18 protein-coding genes are annotated in these 17,510 nt (G+C 62.1%); 10 read left to right on the top strand and 8 right to left on the bottom strand.

What is annotated here, in order from left to right:
* Positions 1 to 23: 23 nt before the first annotated feature.
* Positions 24 to 281 carry a hypothetical protein gene (locus tag M1E10_RS19695; protein WP_499174487.1) on the top strand — a complete coding sequence of 86 codons (258 nt, stop codon included), beginning with the start codon at positions 24 to 26 and terminating at the stop codon, positions 279 to 281.
* Positions 282 to 299: 18 nt separating this feature from the next.
* Here the strand turns inward: M1E10_RS19695 and M1E10_RS19690 are convergent, their stop codons facing one another.
* Positions 300 to 764, bottom strand: a complete 465-nt coding sequence (locus tag M1E10_RS19690; protein ID WP_499174486.1) for a tRNA (cytidine(34)-2'-O)-methyltransferase — start codon at positions 762 to 764, stop codon at positions 300 to 302.
* 377 nt (positions 765 to 1,141) lie between these two features.
* On the opposite strand from M1E10_RS19690, the gene M1E10_RS19685 reads away from it, so the two are divergent.
* Complete coding sequence (locus M1E10_RS19685; RefSeq protein WP_499174485.1) at positions 1,142 to 2,995, top strand: ABC transporter ATP-binding protein; 1,854 nt, start codon at positions 1,142 to 1,144, stop codon at positions 2,993 to 2,995.
* Positions 2,996 to 3,175: 180 nt separating this feature from the next.
* The gene (locus tag M1E10_RS19680; RefSeq protein WP_499174484.1) at positions 3,176 to 5,038 is read left to right on the top strand and encodes an ABC transporter ATP-binding protein; all 1,863 of its coding nucleotides are present in this window, start codon (positions 3,176 to 3,178) and stop codon (positions 5,036 to 5,038) included.
* Positions 5,039 to 5,044: 6 nt separating this feature from the next.
* Here M1E10_RS19680 and M1E10_RS19675 read toward each other — a convergent pair whose 3' ends face one another.
* On the bottom strand, positions 5,045 to 5,986 hold the full coding sequence (locus M1E10_RS19675; protein ID WP_499174483.1) for an endonuclease/exonuclease/phosphatase family protein: 942 nt from the start codon (positions 5,984 to 5,986) through the stop codon (positions 5,045 to 5,047).
* Positions 5,987 to 6,343: 357 nt separating this feature from the next.
* Here M1E10_RS19675 and petA point away from each other — a divergent pair, with 357 nt between their 5' ends.
* The 4 genes from petA to M1E10_RS19655 all read left to right on the top strand — a co-directional run bounded on the left by petA (position 6,344) and on the right by M1E10_RS19655 (position 9,793).
* Complete coding sequence (gene petA / locus M1E10_RS19670) at positions 6,344 to 6,922, top strand: ubiquinol-cytochrome c reductase iron-sulfur subunit (RefSeq protein WP_499174482.1); 579 nt, start codon at positions 6,344 to 6,346, stop codon at positions 6,920 to 6,922.
* Positions 6,923 to 6,935: 13 nt separating this feature from the next.
* Positions 6,936 to 8,228 (top strand): cytochrome b, encoded by a 1,293-nt coding sequence (locus M1E10_RS19665; protein ID WP_499174481.1) that lies wholly within the window; start codon positions 6,936 to 6,938, stop codon positions 8,226 to 8,228.
* A gap of 24 nt (positions 8,229 to 8,252) precedes the next feature.
* Entirely contained in the window at positions 8,253 to 9,134 is an 882-nt protein-coding gene (locus M1E10_RS19660) for a cytochrome c1 (protein WP_499174480.1), read from the top strand.
* A 119-nt stretch (positions 9,135 to 9,253) separates the two neighbouring features.
* Positions 9,254 to 9,793 carry a purine phosphoribosyltransferase family protein gene (locus M1E10_RS19655; RefSeq protein WP_499174479.1) on the top strand — a complete coding sequence of 180 codons (540 nt, stop codon included), beginning with the start codon at positions 9,254 to 9,256 and terminating at the stop codon, positions 9,791 to 9,793.
* A 34-nt stretch (positions 9,794 to 9,827) separates the two neighbouring features.
* On the opposite strand, the gene M1E10_RS19650 is transcribed toward M1E10_RS19655, so the two are convergent.
* Together M1E10_RS19650 and M1E10_RS19645 are read right to left on the bottom strand one after the other, a co-directional pair.
* Positions 9,828 to 10,295, bottom strand: a complete 468-nt coding sequence (locus M1E10_RS19650; protein WP_499174478.1) for a MaoC family dehydratase — start codon at positions 10,293 to 10,295, stop codon at positions 9,828 to 9,830.
* On the bottom strand, positions 10,292 to 10,762 hold the full coding sequence (locus M1E10_RS19645) for a MaoC family dehydratase (protein WP_499174477.1): 471 nt from the start codon (positions 10,760 to 10,762) through the stop codon (positions 10,292 to 10,294). The genes M1E10_RS19650 and M1E10_RS19645 overlap by 4 nt, the downstream gene beginning before the upstream one ends.
* Before the next feature lie 67 nt (positions 10,763 to 10,829).
* On the opposite strand from M1E10_RS19645, the gene M1E10_RS19640 reads away from it, so the two are divergent.
* Complete coding sequence (locus M1E10_RS19640; protein ID WP_499174476.1) at positions 10,830 to 11,507, top strand: Crp/Fnr family transcriptional regulator; 678 nt, start codon at positions 10,830 to 10,832, stop codon at positions 11,505 to 11,507.
* Positions 11,508 to 11,571: 64 nt separating this feature from the next.
* Positions 11,572 to 11,778, top strand: a complete 207-nt coding sequence (locus M1E10_RS19635) for a YgaP family membrane protein (protein WP_499174475.1) — start codon at positions 11,572 to 11,574, stop codon at positions 11,776 to 11,778.
* Between the two features lie 66 nt (positions 11,779 to 11,844).
* Here the strand turns inward: M1E10_RS19635 and ychF are convergent, their stop codons facing one another.
* Positions 11,845 to 12,948, bottom strand: a complete 1,104-nt coding sequence (ychF, locus tag M1E10_RS19630) for a redox-regulated ATPase YchF (RefSeq protein ID WP_499174473.1) — start codon at positions 12,946 to 12,948, stop codon at positions 11,845 to 11,847.
* A gap of 178 nt (positions 12,949 to 13,126) precedes the next feature.
* Between ychF and clpS the strand changes: the two genes are divergently transcribed.
* A complete protein-coding gene (gene clpS / locus M1E10_RS19625; protein WP_037111663.1) occupies positions 13,127 to 13,435 on the top strand; it encodes an ATP-dependent Clp protease adapter ClpS in 309 nt (102 codons plus the stop codon).
* A gap of 10 nt (positions 13,436 to 13,445) precedes the next feature.
* Here clpS and pth read toward each other — a convergent pair whose 3' ends face one another.
* The 3 genes from pth to M1E10_RS19610 form a co-directional block, all read right to left on the bottom strand.
* A complete protein-coding gene (pth, locus tag M1E10_RS19620; protein ID WP_499174472.1) occupies positions 13,446 to 14,177 on the bottom strand; it encodes an aminoacyl-tRNA hydrolase in 732 nt (243 codons plus the stop codon).
* A 78-nt stretch (positions 14,178 to 14,255) separates the two neighbouring features.
* Positions 14,256 to 14,984 carry a substrate-binding periplasmic protein gene (locus M1E10_RS19615; protein ID WP_499174471.1) on the bottom strand — a complete coding sequence of 243 codons (729 nt, stop codon included), beginning with the start codon at positions 14,982 to 14,984 and terminating at the stop codon, positions 14,256 to 14,258.
* A gap of 55 nt (positions 14,985 to 15,039) precedes the next feature.
* Entirely contained in the window at positions 15,040 to 17,415 is a 2,376-nt protein-coding gene (locus M1E10_RS19610; RefSeq protein ID WP_499174470.1) for a putative bifunctional diguanylate cyclase/phosphodiesterase, read from the bottom strand.
* Positions 17,416 to 17,510: the final 95 nt, after the last annotated feature.

Raw genomic sequence — 17,510 nt, 5'->3', positions numbered from 1 at the left:
TCTTCAGCTCAGAGAGGTAGTGCATGGCCAGGTTCACCCCGCCGCCGCTCGACGGCTTGAAGCGTAGAATTGACCGGCATCGGCAGGAAAAGTCGAGCCGGACCTCCGGCATGTTCGTCCGCGAGACATTCCGGATGCCCCGTGAAGAGGCGCGTCATAAGGCGCGCGAATGGTTCGACGCGTTCCCCAAAGCTGCCTACTGGACTGAGGTCGAAAGCTGGCGGCAGCTCGAAGGCGGGCAGATCGAGTTCACGATGCGCCGGTTGCCGACGGCCGACTAAGTGTTGCTCCGACGGCTCTCACGCGGACCAACTGGTCTGGCGCAAGGCCTCGCCGGCGATCATGGCGGCGGACATGGCGACATTGATCGAGCGCTGGCCCTCCACCATGGGGATCAGGATCCGGGCATCCGCCGCGTCATGGACGTGGTCCGGGACGCCGGCGCTTTCGCGGCCGAACAACAACACGTCGTCGGGCAGAAACGCGTGCTCGACATAGGGCATCGCGGCTTTCGTGGACGCCAGGACGAGGCGGCGACGGCTTGCGGTCCGCCAGGTCTCGAAAGCCTGCCAGTCGACATGCCGGGTGAGGGCCACGCTTGCCAGATAGTCCATGCCGGCCCGCTTCAGGTTGCGGTCCGAGATGTCGAACCCTGCCGGCTCGATGATGTCGACACCGAGCCCGAGGCAGGCGGCAAGCCGCAGGATCGTCCCGGTATTGCCGGGAATATCAGGCTGATAGAGAGCGATGCGGAGACTGGACATGAACACGGTCATACGCCACCGGATTTGCGCCGTCAAAGCCCTTTGCCGCCCACCGTGACCGGGGGGCAACAGCGGCCGGTGAGTGCAGTCGCGTGTGAATGGAGGCTGCAGTTTGGTCTTTTCATTGCCGTGGCGGAGCGCTAAAAGGACAGGGTCTTCAATGCGAGCCCCAGGAGGCCTACATGGATATAGCCGTGCGTCCCCGCCTTCCGGCTCGGATGTGTCCTGCAACGCGCTAAGCGTTCTGCGGTCCTTCGCATCCTGAAATTTCCCGATTTCCTCGTGGCCGTTCCTGGCCTCGGCCCTAGTTTCCGGTGTCCCGACGTTCGCGTGTCTCCGCGGATGCGGTTCCGACGCCAGCCTTTTGGAGTATGACGATGTTTTCCTGGTTCGAACGGCGTGTGGATCCCTATCCGGCCGATCCGCCCGGCCTGCCGCCGAAGGGGTTGGTCGCCTTCTGCTGGCACTACACGAAGCCAACCTGGCCCTGGCTGCTGCTGCTCGGCATCTGCTCGATGGTCATCGCCGTGGCTGAGGTCTTCCTCTACCAGTTCCTCGGCAATATCATCGACTGGCTGTCGAATGCCGACCGCGCGACCTTCCTGCAGCAGGAGAGCGGACGCCTGACCTGGATGGCTGCCGTGCTGCTGCTGGTGCTGCCGCTTGCCGGTGCCATCCACACGATGACCATGCACCAGGTGCTGGCCGGCAATTTCCCGATGATCGCCCGCTGGCAGATGCACCGCTTCCTGCTGCGCCACTCCATGACCTTCTTCGCCAACGAGTTCGCGGGCCGGGTCTCGACGAAGGTGATGCAGACCTCGCTCGCCATCCGCGAGACGGTGATGAAGATCATCGACGTCTTCGTCTATGCGATCAGCTTCTTCATCTCGATGCTGGCGCTGGTGCTGGTCGTGGACTGGCGGCTCGTCGTGCCGCTGGTGATGTGGTTCGTCTTCTACAGCCTGATCCTCTGGTACTTCATCCCCAAGCTCAGGAAGTCGTCCAGCGAGCAGGCCGATGCCCGTTCGATGATGACCGGCCGGATCGTCGACAGCTACACCAACATCGGTACCGTGAAACTTTTCTCCCATGCGGGGCGCGAGGAAAGCTATGCCCGTGAAGGCATGGACGAGTTTCTTGGCACGGTGCACCGGCAGATGCGGCAGATCTCGCTTCTCAACATCTGCGTCGACATCAACAACGCGGTGACCATCTTTGCGGTGGCGGCTGCGAGCATTTCGTTCTGGCTAACGGGTGAAGTTTCCGTCGGCTCCGTGGCTGTGGCGATCGGCCTTGCCATGCGCATCAACGGGATGTCGCAGTGGATCATGTGGGAGGTCTCGGCGCTCTTCGAAGCGATCGGCACCGTCTACGACGGGATGTCGATGATGACGAAGCCGCATGACGTCACGGACGTTCCCGCCGCAACCGAACTTCAGACGAAGAAGGGGCAGATCTGCTACGAGAACGTCCGCTTCCACTACGGCAAGACGAAGGGCGTGATCGACGATCTGACGCTCGACATCCGCGCCGGCGAGAAGATCGGCCTCGTGGGCCGCTCGGGTGCGGGCAAGACGACGCTGATGAACCTGCTGCTGCGTTTCTACGATCTGGAATCCGGCCGGATCACGATCGACGGGCAGGACATCTCGCAGGTTTCGCAGGAGAGCCTGCGGGCGCTCGTCGGTGTGGTGACGCAGGACACCTCGCTGCTGCATCGGTCGATCCGTGACAACATCGCCTACGGCAAGCCGCAGGCGAGCGATGCGGAGATCATCGAGGCTGCCAGGCGGGCCAATGCCTGGGACTTCATCCAGGGGCTTTCCGACTTGCAGGGGCGTACCGGGCTTGATGCCCATGTCGGTGAGCGTGGCGTGAAGCTCTCGGGCGGCCAGCGGCAGCGGATCGCGATCGCGCGGGTCTTCCTCAAGGATGCGCCGATCCTCGTGCTCGACGAGGCGACCTCGGCGCTCGATTCCGAGGTGGAGGCGGCGATCCAGGAAAACCTGTTCTCGTTGATGGAAGGCAAGACGGTGATCGCCATCGCCCACCGGCTGTCGACGCTGACGGAGATGGACCGGCTGATCGTTCTGGACAAGGGCCGGATCGTCGAGACGGGAAATCACCAGGAGCTCGCCAACTCCGGCGGCATCTATGCGGATCTCTGGAGCCGCCAGTCCGGTGGCTTCATCGGCGATGATGCGGCGAAAGACGCTGCCGCCGAATAGGGGTGATCGTCATGCCTTGAGCCAAGCCTCCGCGGCCCATCCGCGGAGGCTTTTTCATGGGCGAGGGGTGTGCGTGCCGCGCGGAGCTTTCCCACAGGGAAACCGGCGCCTCCGCGCGATTACGGAAATGTAAGCTCTGTTGCCCTTTGCCGCACCTGCGAAGCGGACTATATCGGGCGCATGATCAGAGCCACCTTCCGCCTGTTTGAGAACTGGATCCAGCCCTTCGCAAGGCATGACGACCTGAAGCCGCCGCAAGGACTCGTTGCCTTCGTCTGGTTCTATGTGCGCCAGGCCAAGCTGCCGTTCCTCGCCATGCTGGTTCTCGGCGGACTTGCGGCCGGCGTCGAGGCGGCGATGTTCTGGTTCGTCGGTCGGCTGGTCGACATCCTCGATACCATCCAGCCCGCCGACGGCTGGAGCGGGCTGATGGCCTCGCACGGCCGGGAACTGCTGTTCATGGCGCTTGTCGTCGGCGTCGGACGGTTTCTGATCGCCTTCCTGACGGCCCTGATCGACCAGCAGATCATCACGCCGGGCTTCTACAACCTGGTGCGCTGGCAATCCTACCTGCATGTCTCGCGGCAATCGCTGTCGTTCTTCCAGAACGATTTCTCCGGCCGCATCGTCACCAAGGTCTGGTCGGCGGGGCAGGCGACGGGGGACGTGCTGACGACGCTGATGGAAAGCGTCTGGTTCGTGGTGATCTATTCGGTCTCGACGCTGGTGCTGGTGGCGCAGCTCGACCTGCGGATGGCCGGGGTCGTGCTGGTCTGGCTTGCCGTCTTTGCAGCCCTTGCCCGGTACTTCGTGCCGCGCATCCGGGAAAATGCCAAGGCTTCGGCGGAAGCCGGTTCGATGATCAGCGGGCGCATGGTGGACGCCTATTCCAACATCCAGACGCTGAAGCTGTTCGGCAGCGACGAGGCCAACGACAGCTACATGCTGAATGGCTTCAACAGCTTCCAGGCCACGATCCTGCGGTTCACGCGGATGCTGACCGGGGTCCGGGCCTGCATGGCGCTGCTCTCCAGTACGATGATCGTCATGATGGCGGGGCTCAGCATCCATCTCTGGCTCGGCGGGATCATCAGCTCCGGTGCGGTCGCCTTCACGCTGGCGCTGATGCTAAGGCTGAACTTCCTGCTCGGACGGCTGATGACGCAGCTGAACGGCCTGATGCGCAACATCGGCACGATCCAGAATTCCTCCGAGCTGATCTCCAAGCCGATCGGGCTTGTCGACGCGCCCGATGCCAAGCCGCTAACGGTCAACGTGCCGGAAATCCGCTTCGAGAACGTCCACTTCGACTATGGCAACGGCAAGGACGTGATCGACAGCCTGTCGCTCGTCGTTCGGCCGGGAGAAAAGATCGGCATCGTAGGTCGGTCCGGCGCCGGCAAGTCGACGCTCGTCAACCTGCTGCTGCGCTTCTACGACATTGAGTCCGGCCGCATCCTGATCGACGGGCAGGATATTTCACAGGTGACGCAGGAATCGCTGCGGGCGCAGATCGGCATGGTGACGCAAGACACCTCGCTGCTGCATCGCTCGATCCGTGACAACATTCTGTTCGGGCGCCCCGATGCCACGGAAGAGCAGTTGCGGCAGGCGGCCGAGCGCGCCGAAGCCGATGACTTCATCGCCTCCCTCGAGGACCAGCGCGGACGCAAGGGCTACGACGCTCATGTGGGCGAACGCGGCGTCAAGCTGTCCGGCGGGCAGAGGCAGAGGATTGCGATTGCGCGAGTGATGCTGAAGAACGCGCCGATCCTGGTTCTGGACGAGGCGACCTCGGCGCTCGATTCGGAGGTGGAGGCGGCCATTCAATCCAACCTCGTGCGCCTGATGCAGGGCAAGACTGTGCTGGCGATTGCTCACCGGCTGTCGACGATCGCGGCCCTCGACCGGCTGATCGTGGTCGACAGAGGCCAGATCGTGGAGCAGGGGACACACAACGAGCTGGTGGCCGCAAACGGGATCTACGCCGATCTTTGGGCGCGCCAATCCGGCGGCTTTCTGGCGGCCGACGCCGCGCAGTGAGGATAGTCAGTTCGCCGGAACCGCAATCTCGGCGATCAGGCCGGAGTGATTGGATCCCAACGCATCCGGCAGCCGCTCCAGCGAAGCGATGCCAAGCGGCGGACGAACGAAGACGTGATCGATCGGGACGCCGAGGGAACCGGCCTGTATCGGCCAAGTCGCCGGCTCACGTTCTGCCGTTCTCAGGCCCGTCTCCTGCAGGAACTCGCGGACGTTGGATGCCAGACTGGAAGCGTTGAAATCGCCAGACAGGATCACCGGCCCCGCAATGCGGTTCAGCCGGCGTGCGGCAACGTCCAGTTCATAGCGTTGGAAATTATCGAAGTAGGGCTTGGTGGTGTGGATTGCTGCGATGTGCAGGGGACGGCCGCCGAAGTCCAGCCTGGCCAGCAGCATCCGTTCCTCGAAGACATTGCTCAGGCTGGCCACTGACGGCTCGAGGAGAGGGCGCTTCGACAGCATCATCAGGTCGCATCTACGGGTCATCTCGCCACAGCCGATGCGGTAGGGGTAGACGGCGGACAGTGCCGCCAGATGCGCCATGAGGGGTTCGGATTCCATGACGTTCACCACATCGGCGCCAGATGCCAGGATCATCTGCGCAATCGCCCCGCCGTTTTCGGTGTTGTCCATCAGGATGTTGAAAGACATCAGCCGGAGCATCGGATCTCCGGTTGCTGCCACGGCAATCGGCGGCTGGGCAAAGTCACGCGGCATCCAGATCGAATGGATGAGGAAGACAACAGCTATGGCGAGCAGAACTCCCGGCAAAATGCCGCGTCTGAAGCCCAGCGCAAGCAGCAGAGCCACGACACTGGCGATCGACAGATGGAGTTGCAGGCTCTCGAAGGTGCCGATGATCCAGGCGCTGCCCACATAGCGGACGCCGATGGTGAAGAGAACGAGCGACACGATGACGCAGATCGCACTCGATACAAAATCTCTCATTCAGCCTGTCCCGCTGGTCGTCTGGTCCTCGCGACCTACCACGGGCCACCCATTGCTGCAATGCGAAGACCCTATTCCATCGCGCCGCATGGGGTATTCGGCCTTCCCGAACAGGGTGGCCTTGCACGGTCGCTCAGGACTGATTACGGCCACTTGATGCCGCTGTTGAAATAGGGGCTGGATTTGCCGCGACAAACTGGCTTCTATGCTATTGCCGAGACTGGACATATTTTGCGATCAAGCATAGAAGGCGCGAAATTGCCGGGGAATCTGTGTCCCAATTGTGGCCAGAATCGCTTTCCCGTCGTAAGGGCAGACGCGGGTTTTCGCGAAATGCGTGAGAAGGATGTTTGAGCCGTGAGCGAGCACGAAACACACAGCGAAACAGCGGGCGAACCAACCCGCCGTGATTTCCTTTACCTGACGACCGGAATGGCGGCGGCCGTCGGTGCGGTGGCGGTGGCCTGGCCGTTCATCGACCAGATGCGTCCCGATGCATCGACGCTGGCTCTGGCGTCCATCGAGGTCGACGTTTCTGCCCTCGAGCCCGGCATGTCGCTGACCGTCAAATGGCGCGGCAAGCCGGTGTTCATCCGCAACCGGACAGCGCAGGAAGTCGAAGAGGCGAATGCGGTTCAGCTCACGGATCTGAAGGATCCGATCGCTCGCAACGACAACATCGATGCCACTGCGGAAGCGACCGATCTTGCGCGTTCCGCTGGCGAGGGCAAGGAAAACTGGATCGTCATGATCGGTTCCTGCACCCATCTCGGCTGCGTTCCTCTGGGCCAGTCCGGCGACTTCGGCGGCTGGTTCTGTCCCTGCCACGGCTCGCACTACGATACCGCGGGCCGGATCCGGAGAGGTCCAGCGCCGACCAACCTGCCGGTGCCGACTTTCACATTTACGTCCGACACAGTGATCCAGATCGGGTGAGGGGTTCTAACTTATGAGCGGTCATTCTACATACCAGCCGGCTTCCGGCATCGAGAAATGGATCGATTCCCGGCTTCCCTTGCCGCGAATGATGCATGACAGTTTCGTTGCCTATCCCGTTCCCCGCAATCTGAACTATGCCTATACCTTCGGCGCAATGCTGTCGGTCATGCTGATCGTGCAGATCCTGACCGGCGTCGTGCTTGCCATGCACTATGCAGCCGATACCGCAGTTGCGTTCAATTCGGTCGAAAAGATCATGCGCGACGTCAACCACGGCTGGCTGCTGCGCTACATGCACGCCAACGGCGCGTCGTTCTTCTTCATCGCCGTCTACCTGCACATCGCCCGCGGCCTCTACTACGGCTCCTATAAGGCGCCGCGCGAGATCCTCTGGATCCTCGGCGTCGTCATCTACCTGCTTATGATGGCAACCGGCTTCATGGGCTATGTGCTGCCCTGGGGGCAGATGTCCTTCTGGGGCGCGACCGTCATCACCGGCTTCTTCTCGGCCTTCCCGCTGGTCGGCGAGTGGATCCAGCAGTTCCTGCTCGGCGGCTTTGCGGTGGATCAGCCGACGCTGAACCGCTTCTTCTCGCTGCACTACCTGCTGCCGTTCATGATCGCCGGCGTCGTCGTGCTGCACATCTGGGCGCTGCATGTCACCGGCCAGACGAACCCGACCGGCGTCGAGGTGAAGACCAAGACCGATACGGTCGCTTTCACTCCCTATGCCACTCTCAAGGATGCGCTCGGCATCTCGGTCTTCCTGATCGTGTTTGCCTGGTTCGTCTTCTACATGCCGAACTACCTGGGTCACCCGGACAACTACATTCCGGCGGACGCCCTGAAGACGCCGTCGCACATCGTTCCGGAATGGTACTATCTGCCGTTCTACGCGATGCTGCGCGCCATTACCTTCAACGTCGGCCCGATCGATTCCAAGCTCGGTGGCGTCCTGGTGATGTTCGGCTCGATCATCGTGTTGTTCTTCCTTCCCTGGCTCGATACCTCCAAGGTCCGTTCGGCCGTCTATCGTCCCTGGTACAAGCTGTTCTTCTGGATCTTCGTGGCCAATTCCATCCTGCTGGGCTGGCTCGGTGCCATGCCGGCTGAGGGCATCTACGTGATCCTGTCGCAGCTCGGCACGCTCTACTACTTCGGTTTCTTCCTGGTGATCATGCCACTGCTCGGCCTGTTCGAAACACCGCGGCGAATTCCGAACTCGATCACCGAGGCGGTGCTCGCCAAGAAGAACAAGTCCGACATGGAAAAGCTCAAGCCTGGCGAAGCTAGCGTCCGATAGCCGAGACCGAGAGGGAATAAACGTATGAAAAAGCTTGTTACAAGCGTCCTTTCGCTGGCCCTGGTGGCAGGTCTTGGCTTCGGCGTTGCCGCCGTGGCACAGGAAGAGCACGCCGCAGCGGAAGGTGCCCATGAGGCAGGTGCGACGCCGCACTATCCGCTGAAGCATCCAAAGGAAGTCGACTGGAGCTTTGCCGGACCATTCGGCCACTACGACAAGGGCCAGCTGCAGCGCGGCCTGAAGGTCTACACCGAGGTCTGTTCCGCCTGCCACTCGATGTCGCTCGTCTCCTTCCGCATGTTGGAGGAGCTGGGGTATTCCGAGGAGCAGGTGAAGGCTTTCGCCGGCAACTACCAGGTCACGGACGGTCCGAACGATGCCGGCGACATGTTCGAGCGGACAGCCGTTGCTTCGGACTACTTCCCGTCTCCGTATGCCAATCCGCAGGCTGCCGCGGCATCGAACAATGGTGCAGTGCCGCCGGACTTCTCACTGATCGCCAAGGCGCGCGGTGTGACCCGCGGCTTCCCGCAGTTCGTCTTCGACATCTTCACCCAGTACCAGGAAGGCGGGCCTGACTACATCTACTCGCTGCTGACGGGATACGAAGAGCCGCCGGAGGGCGTTGAAGTGCCGGAAGGTACCTATTACAACCCGCACTTCATCGCAGCCGCATCGCTCGCCATGGCGCCGCCGATCTCGGACGATCAGGTCACCTACGACGACGGCGCGCCGCAGACCCTCGACCAATACTCCAAGGACGTGTCGGCATTCCTGATGTGGGCCGCCGAGCCGCACCTCGAAGAGCGCAAGCGCACGGGCTTCATGGTCATGATCTTCCTGGTGATCTTCACCGGCCTGATCTACCTGACGAAGAAATCTGTCTACGCCAGCAAGGATCACTGAGGCCTCGCCTCTGGGGATTAGAAAAAGGCGGCCTCCGGGTCGCCTTTTTTTGTTGGGCGACGGTGCCGGAATTGCTACCTTCCGGCCAAGATCCAGCCGCCTCAAATCATCGGTCCATCATGACAAAGCCCATCGACCTTGCCGCTACCGTCCGCTCGATCGTGGACTATCCGAAGCCCGGCATCATCTTCCGCGACATCACCACTCTGCTCGGCGACGCGGTGGCCTTCCGGCAGGCCGTCGATGAGCTGGTGGCTCCCTATGCCGGCCTGGGCATCGACAAGATCGCAGGGGTCGAGGCGCGCGGCTTCATTCTCGGCGGTGCCCTGGCGCACCAGCTCTCCGCGGGTTTCGTGCCGATCCGCAAGAAGGGCAAGCTGCCGCACCAGACGGTGCGGATCGCCTACAGCTTGGAATACGGCGTCGACGAGATGGAAATGCACGTGGATGCGGTGAAGCCGGGCGACAAGGTGATCCTGACGGACGACCTGATTGCCACCGGCGGGACCGCGGAAGGTGCAGTCAAGCTTTTGCGCCAGCAGGGGGCGGAGATCGTCTCGGCCTGCTTCGTCATCGACCTGCCCGACCTCGGCGGACGCCGCAAGCTGGAGGCGCTCGGCGTCGAGGTGCGCACGCTGATGGAATTTGCGGGACACTGAGCGGATCCGCCAGGGGCGGCTTTCCCAACTCCGGCTATTCGAACTCCAGGACCGTTCCCTCGTAGCGCATGACCAGATCGCCGTTCTGGTTGACGCCTTCGTTGACCGTGAGGTTAAGCCGTGTCCCGGAGCGGGAGGCCAGGGAGCGGCTGCCGACAACCTCGACCGAATAGGTGATCTCGTCGCCGGCATAGACCGGCTTCAGCCACTGGAGCTTCCTGAAGCCGGCTGAAGGTCCGAGCTTCGGCGCAACCAGACCTTCGCGTTCGAGGCTCTCCACCTTGGCGGTCCAATAGGCAACATAGGTCTTCATCCAGCCGGCACAGGTGTGCCAGCCCGAGGCACAGAGGCCGCCAAAGACGTAAGCCTTGGCCGCTTCCGCATCGATGTGAAAGGGCTGGGGATCGAACTGGCGCGCGAAGCGGATGATGTCCTCTGCGGTAAACAGCAGGCTCCCGGTGATCACTCTGTCGCCGGGAGGGGAGAGGTCGATCAGTTTCATGCCTGTGTCTCCTGCGGCGCGCGAAGGCGGATCATGATCGGGTTCTCGCCTCTCATGACGGGGACGCCATTCTGGTTCCTGACCTCGTGCAGAAACGTGACCAGGCCGATGCCCGGGCGGGACCGCAGGACGCGGGATTCGGAGACGGTCGAAGTGCCGGAGAGCGTGTCGCCAGCCAGAACGGGCCGTTTCCACTCCATAAATTCGATGCCCGGCGAGCCTTCCGAAGCCGTCTGCGACAGCCAGCCGTCGAACATCATGCGCATGAAGAGACTTGCCGTGTGCCAGCCAGACGCGGAGAGCCCGCCGAGAATGCTGGCCTTTCCGCCTTCTTCGGTAAGATGCATCGGCTGCGGGTCGAACTCTGACGCAAAGGAGACGATTTCTTCGGCGCTGACCGTATGACCGGCGAGTGGCAGGGAGCGACCGGAGGTGAAATCTTCGAAATAGTACCGCGGTTTGATCATCCGCAACGTTCCTCCCTGCGTTCGGCTGCACAATGGGTGGCAACCACAGTGATTTCAAGGAGCCGAGATGAGCAGATGGCTCGATCAGGCAGTTTTCCCCGCTTCGCTCGAACCGGAGGCTTCTGCTTTGCTGGGTGGCCTGCGGCCGGTGCATGTGCGGTCAGGCTCGGTCCTTTTTCGGCCGGGCGACCGGGCACAGGCTTTTCTCGTGCTGCTGTCGGGTCGCGTCGGGGTCTACCTGACGGGGCGGTGCGGTCGCGAGATCCTGCTTTATGCGGTGGGGGATGGCGAGACCTGCGTCCAGACGACGCTCGGAATGCTGGGCGATGCCGCCTATACCTGCGAGGCGGTTGCGGAGACAGATCTGATCGTGGCGATGATCCCAAAGCCTCTGTTCGATACCCTGGTGGCGCAGTCGGCGGGCTTTCGGCTGTTTGTCTTCAAGGATTTTGCGGCGCGGCTGGCCGACATGATGGTGTTGCTGGAGCAGGTGGCCTTCACCTCCATCCGCGAGCGGCTGGCGCGCGTGCTGGTCGATCGGGCCGGCGAAGGAGATGTTGTGCAGGCCACGCACCAGGAGCTGGCTGTGGCTATCGGGTCGGCGCGGGAGGTGGTGTCGCGGCGGCTGGAGGCAATGGCGTCCACGGGCCTGGTCGAGAACGAAAGGGGTCGGGTTCGCATCCGGGACCGTCGGGCACTGGTGCGGATGGCGCAGGGCGAGGGGCAGGAGAGGCTGGTGACTTAGTCACCGACGCCAAGGATGACGAGACTAGACTTCAATCGGCAACAAAGCCTCAGGGAGATATTCCATGCTCGCCAAAAACGTCGGAACCGTCGACAGGTTTCTCCGCGTCATCGCCGGGATCGCAATCCTCTCGCTGTTCTTTCTCTACCCGGAAGCCGGATGGCGCTACTATGCGCTCATCGGGATCATTCCGCTGGTGACCGGAGCCCTGGGCACGTGCCCGCTCTATTCACTTATCGGCATTTCCACATGCCCCGCCAAGAGGACCTGACGCGCCATAGAAAAAGCCGCCGCAACGGGTTTGCGGCGCCTTTCTTGATGCTCTGTCCAGACGCGATCAGGTGTTGAAGCGGAAGTGGATCACGTCGCCGTCCTGGACGACGTATTCCTTGCCTTCATCGCGCCCCTTGCCCGCTTCCTTGGCGCCCACTTCGCCCTTGAAGGCGATATAGTCGTCAAAGGCGATGGTGAAGGCGCGGATGAAGCCACGTTCAAAATCCGTATGGATGACACCGGCGGCGGCCGGCGCCTTGGTGCCGCGCGGGATCGTCCAGGCACGCGTTTCCTTCGGACCGACGGTGAAGTAGGTGATCAGGTCGAGCAGGTGGTAGCCGGCGCGGATGAGGCGGTCGAGGCCGGCTTCCTCGAGGCCGAGGGCCTCCAGGAATTCCTTGGATTCTTCCTCGGGCAGCTGCGCCACTTCCGATTCGATCGCCGCCGAAATGATCACGCATTCCGAGCCCTGCTCCTTGGCCATCGCCTCGACGGCTTTTGTATGGGCATTGCCGGTGACGGCATCGGCTTCTGCGACATTGCAGACATAGAGCACCGGATGCGAGGTCAGAAGGTTCAGGCCCTTGAGGATCTCCAGCTCTTCGGCGTCGAGCTTGGGCAGCAGCGTGCGGACAGGCTTTCCGTCATGCAGAAGTTTCAGGGACGCGTCCATCATCGGCAGCAGCGTCGTCGCTTCCTTGTCGTTGCTTTTCGCCCGCTTGCGCATCTGCTCGGTGCGGCGCTCCAGGCTGTCGAGGTCGGCGAGCATCAGCTCGGTCTCGATTGTGTCGGCATCGCCGACCGGATCGATCTTGCCCTCGACATGGGTGATGTCGTCGTCCTCGAAGCAGCGCAGCACATGCACCACCGCATCCACTTCGCGGATGTTGGCGAGGAACTTGTTGCCGAGGCCTTCACCCTTCGATGCGCCACGCACGAGGCCGGCGATGTCGACGAAGGCGATGCGGGTCGGGATGATCTCCTTCGATCCGGCGATATCGGCGAGCTTCTTCATCCGCGGATCGGGCACGGCCACTTCACCGGTGTTCGGCTCGATGGTGCAGAAGGGATAGTTGGCGGCCTGCGCCGCCGCCGTCTTGGTCAGAGCGTTGAATAGCGTCGACTTGCCGACATTCGGCAGGCCCACGATGCCGCATTTGAAACCCATGGGTCGAATTACCTGTTGCTTGATACGATTGTTGCCTTGGCTATGGGATAAACGACCGGAGGGGTCAAGGGCTTGGCACTGCGGCAGGCGAGGCGCAGACCTCTGGACACGGGTTGAACAGGCCCAGACGTGGTGCGATAATGGAGGTCGATCAAGATCAACGTCATCGCGAGCCATCATGCCGACGAAGGACGACACGACCCTCCTGCCCAAGACGAAGCCGAAGCTGGAGCGACCGAAGCTCTACAAGGTGATGCTCGTCAACGACGACTATACGCCCCGAGAATTTGTGGTGATGGTGCTGAAGGCCGTCTTCCGGATGAGCGAAGAGGCGGCATCTCGGGTCATGCTGACGGCGCACCGCATGGGTGTCGCGGTCGTGCTGGTTTGTGCCCGCGACATTGCCGAGACGAAGTCGAAGGAGGCGATCGATCTGGCCAAGGAAGCCGGCTTCCCGCTGATGTTCACGACGGAGCCGGAGGAGTAGCGGAGCCCGCCTACTCGTCGCTTTCCTTCTTGCCGAACATCTTCTGCAGCATCGCGGCCATGGGGCCGGTGGTCGGCAGGGCCTTGGGCTGATTGAAATTGCGGGCCTGGCGGATATGGGACTGGCCAGCCGGCTTCAGTGTCTTGGCGGGCTTTGCCGGCTCGTCATCGGCCTTTGTGCCCGTGGCGAGCGCGAGCTTGTTCAAGAGCTGCGAGTCCTCGCCCTTCACCAGCATTTCGGCATTGTCGGCCAGTGCCTCGATCAACGGATCCAGCCAGTCGCGGTCGCTCTTGGCGAAATCGCCGAGCACATGGCCCTGGACGCGGTCCTTGTGGCCCGGATGGCCAATACCGAGCCGCAGGCGGCGGTACTCCTTGCCGCAATGGGCATCGAGCGACTTGATGCCGTTGTGACCACCGTGCCCCCCGCCGATCTTGATGCGGGCCTTGCCGGGAACCAGGTCCAGTTCGTCGTAGATCGCCAGGATGTTCTGCGGCCCGAGCTTGTAGAAGCGCATGGCCTCGCCAACGGATTCGCCTGACACGTTCATGAAGGTCTGCGGCTTCATCAGCAGCACCTTTTCGCCGGCGATCTCGCCTTCGGAGATCAACGCCTTGAACTTCTTCGACCATGGGGTGAAGCCCGGCCGACGCTGGATCTGGTCGACGGCCATGAAGCCGATGTTGTGGCGATTGCCCGCATATTGCGTTCCGGGGTTGCCGAGCCCAGCGATGATCAGCATTGTCTTTTGTTCCAGTTCCGAACGTTCCTTGCCTCTCCAGCGCGAACGCACGAGGAAGTCAATCGGTTTCGGCGGTAGTTAGCGGGGACGCTCCACTCCGTAGGAGGCAAGGATGCGGTCCTGGGCGCCCGTCGAGATCAGCTTGTCGAGAGCGGCCTGCAACTGCGTGATCAAACCGTCAGGCAGGCTCAGACTGCAGGCAAAGCCGAGCGGCTGCGTGCTTAGCGTCACGCCTTTCTCCAGGGGCATGCCCTTTGCACGCATCTCCAGGTACACGCTTTCGGACATCGGCATCAGCTCGATGCGGCCCTCGATCAACTTGCGAACAGTGGTGCCGAAGTCGGCGCTGACATCGATGCTGCCGAAGCCCATCTCCTCGAGCAGTACTTCGGTGTAGTCGGCTCTGTGGGTCCCCACGAGACGGCTCTTGGCAGCCTCCATGTCGATGGAAGCCAGTCCCGAACCCTGCCGCGTTACGAGGATGGCCCGATCGATGAAGAGCGGCAGGACCCATTTGAACCTTGCCTCTCGCTCGGGTGTGCGGGCCGCGGCGAAGACGCAATGCATCGGCTGTGTCTCGGCCAGTGCGATTGCCCGCGCCCAGGGCATGATCTCGATCAGGAAGGGATTGTCGATGTCTGCCATCATCGCGGTGACCTGATCGATGCCGGCGCCGCGGCTGCTGCCGTCCGCCTCGCGATAGGCGTAGGGAGGATAGGCTTCAGTGGTGAAGGTGAGGGTATCTCGCGCGAGCGCCGCCGAGACGGGCATCAGGCCAACCAGAAGCAGAACCACGATGTGGATCATTCACCTTCCCCTCGCATGCCCTCATGGCAGAGTATCATGCATGGCGCTTGCCAGATCAAGCCACGACGGCGGTGTTCAATCTCTGCTGTTGGCGCGTCAAGATGGAATGGAGAGCATCGACGGGAAGGGGGCGCGAGAACAGATAGCCTTGCGCAAAGTCCACTCCCATCTTCCGCAGGACGGCTTGTTGTTCTGGCGTCTCCACGCCCTCCGCGATCACCTTGCAATTCATCTTGTGGGAGATGGCGCTGATCCCTTCGACCAGCATGCGGTTCTTGCGGCCGACGTCGGTCTCCTCCTCGATCGAACGTATGAAGGACTGGTCGATCTTGACGATGTCGACCGGAAACCGGCTCATGTAGCTCAGCGACGAATAGCCCGTCCCGAAGTCGTCCAGCGCAATCCGGCATCCGAATTGCTGGATCTCGTTCAGGACGTTGCGGACTTCGGGGTTGTCGTGCATCAGCACCGCCTCGGTGATCTCGATGACGAGCCGGTTCGGCCTGAGCCCGTATTGTCCCAGAAGGGCGGCAAGGCGCGTCGGCAGTGAGCACTCGAACTGCAACGGTGAGAAGTTGACGGCCACATAGGTGTCCACCAGGCCGAACTCCTGCTGCACGCGGGCAAGATTGGCCACGGCGCTTTCCAGGATCAGATTGCCGATGGTTCCGACCGAGCCATCCTCTTCGGCAACCTCGATGATTGCTGCAGGCGAGAGAATGCCTTTTGTCGGGTGGCGCATTCGCATCAGCGCCTCGAAACCGACGATGGCGCCACCCTCGAGGTTCACGATCGGCTGGAAATAGGCCTCAAACCAGTTGCCGGCGATGCCGTCCTGGATGTCCTTTTCGATTTCCGCCCGTTCCCGTGTCTCTTCGAGGATCGCTGGATCGAAGATCTGGGCGCCGTTCTTGCCGTCCCGCTTGCGGGCATACATGGCAAGGTCGGATTTGTGCAGCAGGTCGGCTGCGCCCGAGGCATGGTCAGGATAGAAGGCGACGCCGACGCTGGCGCTGAGGCGAACCGTTGCGCCGGCAACCACGAACGGCGTCTCAAACAGCTCGACGATCTTGTCGCACAGTTCGTGAGCCCCGGCCTGACCCTCGGCCTCGGTCAGGAGGAACGCGAACTCATCGCCGCCGAGGCGCGAGGCGGTGTCGCCGCTCCGCAAGAGTGGCTGGATGCGTCCCACGAACTGGCGCAGAAGGTCGTCGCCTGCGGCATGTCCGAAGTTGTCGTTGACGGACTTGAAACGGTCGAGGTCCACAAACAGGCAGGCGAGGCGGATATCGCTGCGGTCGGCCTCACTGATCTTGAGGTCGAGGATGGCTTCGAAACCCTGGCGGTTGATGAGCCCGGTGAGGTGATCGGTGATCGCCTGCTGGCGGTTTCGCTGCTCCGACTGCCTCAACTCGGTGATGTCGGTCATCACGTTCAAGGACCCCGTTGTCCCGTATCGCGCATCCAGCTCGCGCTCGATGATCAGCACGTCCATGACCTTGCCGTTGCAGCAGACGAAGCGGACAGTCGCCTCAACCGAACGGCCGTCGTCGCGGAGCTTGGTTTTGCGACCGGCAAATATGTCATGATCGGCCGGTACCACGAGGCTGGTGAAAGGCTGCCCGATCACGTCCGAACGGCTGTACCCTGTGGCCAGGAGCCAATAGTCGCTGACAGCACCGATCAAGTCCTCCTGGTCCAGCGAGAAGAGCATGGCGGGCGTGCGATTGTAGATCTCGGTCGTCTGCTGGTGCGCTCGTTTGAGCTCCTTCTCGTCGCGCTCCAGCTGGATCTGCATCTCGTTGAACGAGGTGGCTAGGCGGCCGATTTCGTCGTTGGAGCGCCAGTCCACATGGTGGCGGGCGCCCAGCTTGCGGGTCGCCTCGATGGCTGCGGCAAGGCGCATCAGCGGCGTGATCACCATCAGGCGGTTGCCGATCAGGGCCGCCAGGAAGACGGTCAGCACAGCAAGCACGAAGATGAAGATGAAGGCAAACTCGGTTTCGTTCAGCGCCGCGAACCAGCCCGGTGCCTCGACGAAGACGGCGATGTCGCCGACGATCTGCTCGCCCTGTGTGGATTTGTAGCTGATGGGAAGTGAGATTTTCTCCAGATTGCCGGGATCGAGCGACCTGAGATCGCTTTCGAACACCCTCAGCTTCCGGAGGCGGTCGTCCACACTCACGGAATGGACCGCCGGATCCGCGAGGATAGTCAACGCGGTCTGCCGGATCGTTTCTTCGTCGATCTCCCAGACGGGCTTTCCAAGAGCTCGGGCGTTTGTGGACAGGAGGAGCTCAATCTGATCGCGCTGTGCGTTGGCCACCTGCTGCGAGGACAGTGCCAGAAACAGGGTGAAGAGCGGAACGACCACGCCAGGAAGCGCAGCCGAGACTATCGTGATGAAGCGGCTTTCGACCGAATGGTTCATCGCGGTTATTCGCCTCCCACCGGCGCCGTTGCGGTATCGTGCTGGACTGCAGGTTTGCGCAAAGGACGAATGTAACCGTAATTGCTTAAGCTTTG

The sequence above is a fragment of the Rhizobium sp. PK7-22 genome, assembly GCF_056530405.1.
This window is presented reverse-complemented; position numbering and strand designations above follow the sequence as displayed.

What these genes read in the sequence shown, in the direction of transcription:
- M1E10_RS19695 (WP_499174487.1), top strand. Translation starts at nt 24, where the DNA reads ATGGCCAGGTTCACCCCGCCGCCGCTCGACGGCTTGAAGCGTAGAATT.
- M1E10_RS19690 (WP_499174486.1), bottom strand. Translation starts at nt 764, where the DNA reads ATGTCCAGTCTCCGCATCGCTCTCTATCAGCCTGATATTCCCGGCAAT.
- M1E10_RS19685 (WP_499174485.1), top strand. Translation starts at nt 1,142, where the DNA reads ATGTTTTCCTGGTTCGAACGGCGTGTGGATCCCTATCCGGCCGATCCG.
- M1E10_RS19680 (WP_499174484.1), top strand. Translation starts at nt 3,176, where the DNA reads ATGATCAGAGCCACCTTCCGCCTGTTTGAGAACTGGATCCAGCCCTTC.
- M1E10_RS19675 (WP_499174483.1), bottom strand. Translation starts at nt 5,986, where the DNA reads ATGAGAGATTTTGTATCGAGTGCGATCTGCGTCATCGTGTCGCTCGTT.
- M1E10_RS19665 (WP_499174481.1), top strand. Translation starts at nt 6,936, where the DNA reads ATGAGCGGTCATTCTACATACCAGCCGGCTTCCGGCATCGAGAAATGG.
- M1E10_RS19660 (WP_499174480.1), top strand. Translation starts at nt 8,253, where the DNA reads ATGAAAAAGCTTGTTACAAGCGTCCTTTCGCTGGCCCTGGTGGCAGGT.
- M1E10_RS19655 (WP_499174479.1), top strand. Translation starts at nt 9,254, where the DNA reads ATGACAAAGCCCATCGACCTTGCCGCTACCGTCCGCTCGATCGTGGAC.
- M1E10_RS19650 (WP_499174478.1), bottom strand. Translation starts at nt 10,295, where the DNA reads ATGAAACTGATCGACCTCTCCCCTCCCGGCGACAGAGTGATCACCGGG.
- M1E10_RS19645 (WP_499174477.1), bottom strand. Translation starts at nt 10,762, where the DNA reads ATGATCAAACCGCGGTACTATTTCGAAGATTTCACCTCCGGTCGCTCC.
- M1E10_RS19640 (WP_499174476.1), top strand. Translation starts at nt 10,830, where the DNA reads ATGAGCAGATGGCTCGATCAGGCAGTTTTCCCCGCTTCGCTCGAACCG.
- M1E10_RS19635 (WP_499174475.1), top strand. Translation starts at nt 11,572, where the DNA reads ATGCTCGCCAAAAACGTCGGAACCGTCGACAGGTTTCTCCGCGTCATC.
- ychF (WP_499174473.1), bottom strand. Translation starts at nt 12,948, where the DNA reads ATGGGTTTCAAATGCGGCATCGTGGGCCTGCCGAATGTCGGCAAGTCG.
- clpS (WP_037111663.1), top strand. Translation starts at nt 13,127, where the DNA reads ATGCCGACGAAGGACGACACGACCCTCCTGCCCAAGACGAAGCCGAAG.
- pth (WP_499174472.1), bottom strand. Translation starts at nt 14,177, where the DNA reads ATGCTGATCATCGCTGGGCTCGGCAACCCCGGAACGCAATATGCGGGC.
- M1E10_RS19615 (WP_499174471.1), bottom strand. Translation starts at nt 14,984, where the DNA reads ATGATCCACATCGTGGTTCTGCTTCTGGTTGGCCTGATGCCCGTCTCG.
- M1E10_RS19610 (WP_499174470.1), bottom strand. Translation starts at nt 17,415, where the DNA reads ATGAACCATTCGGTCGAAAGCCGCTTCATCACGATAGTCTCGGCTGCG.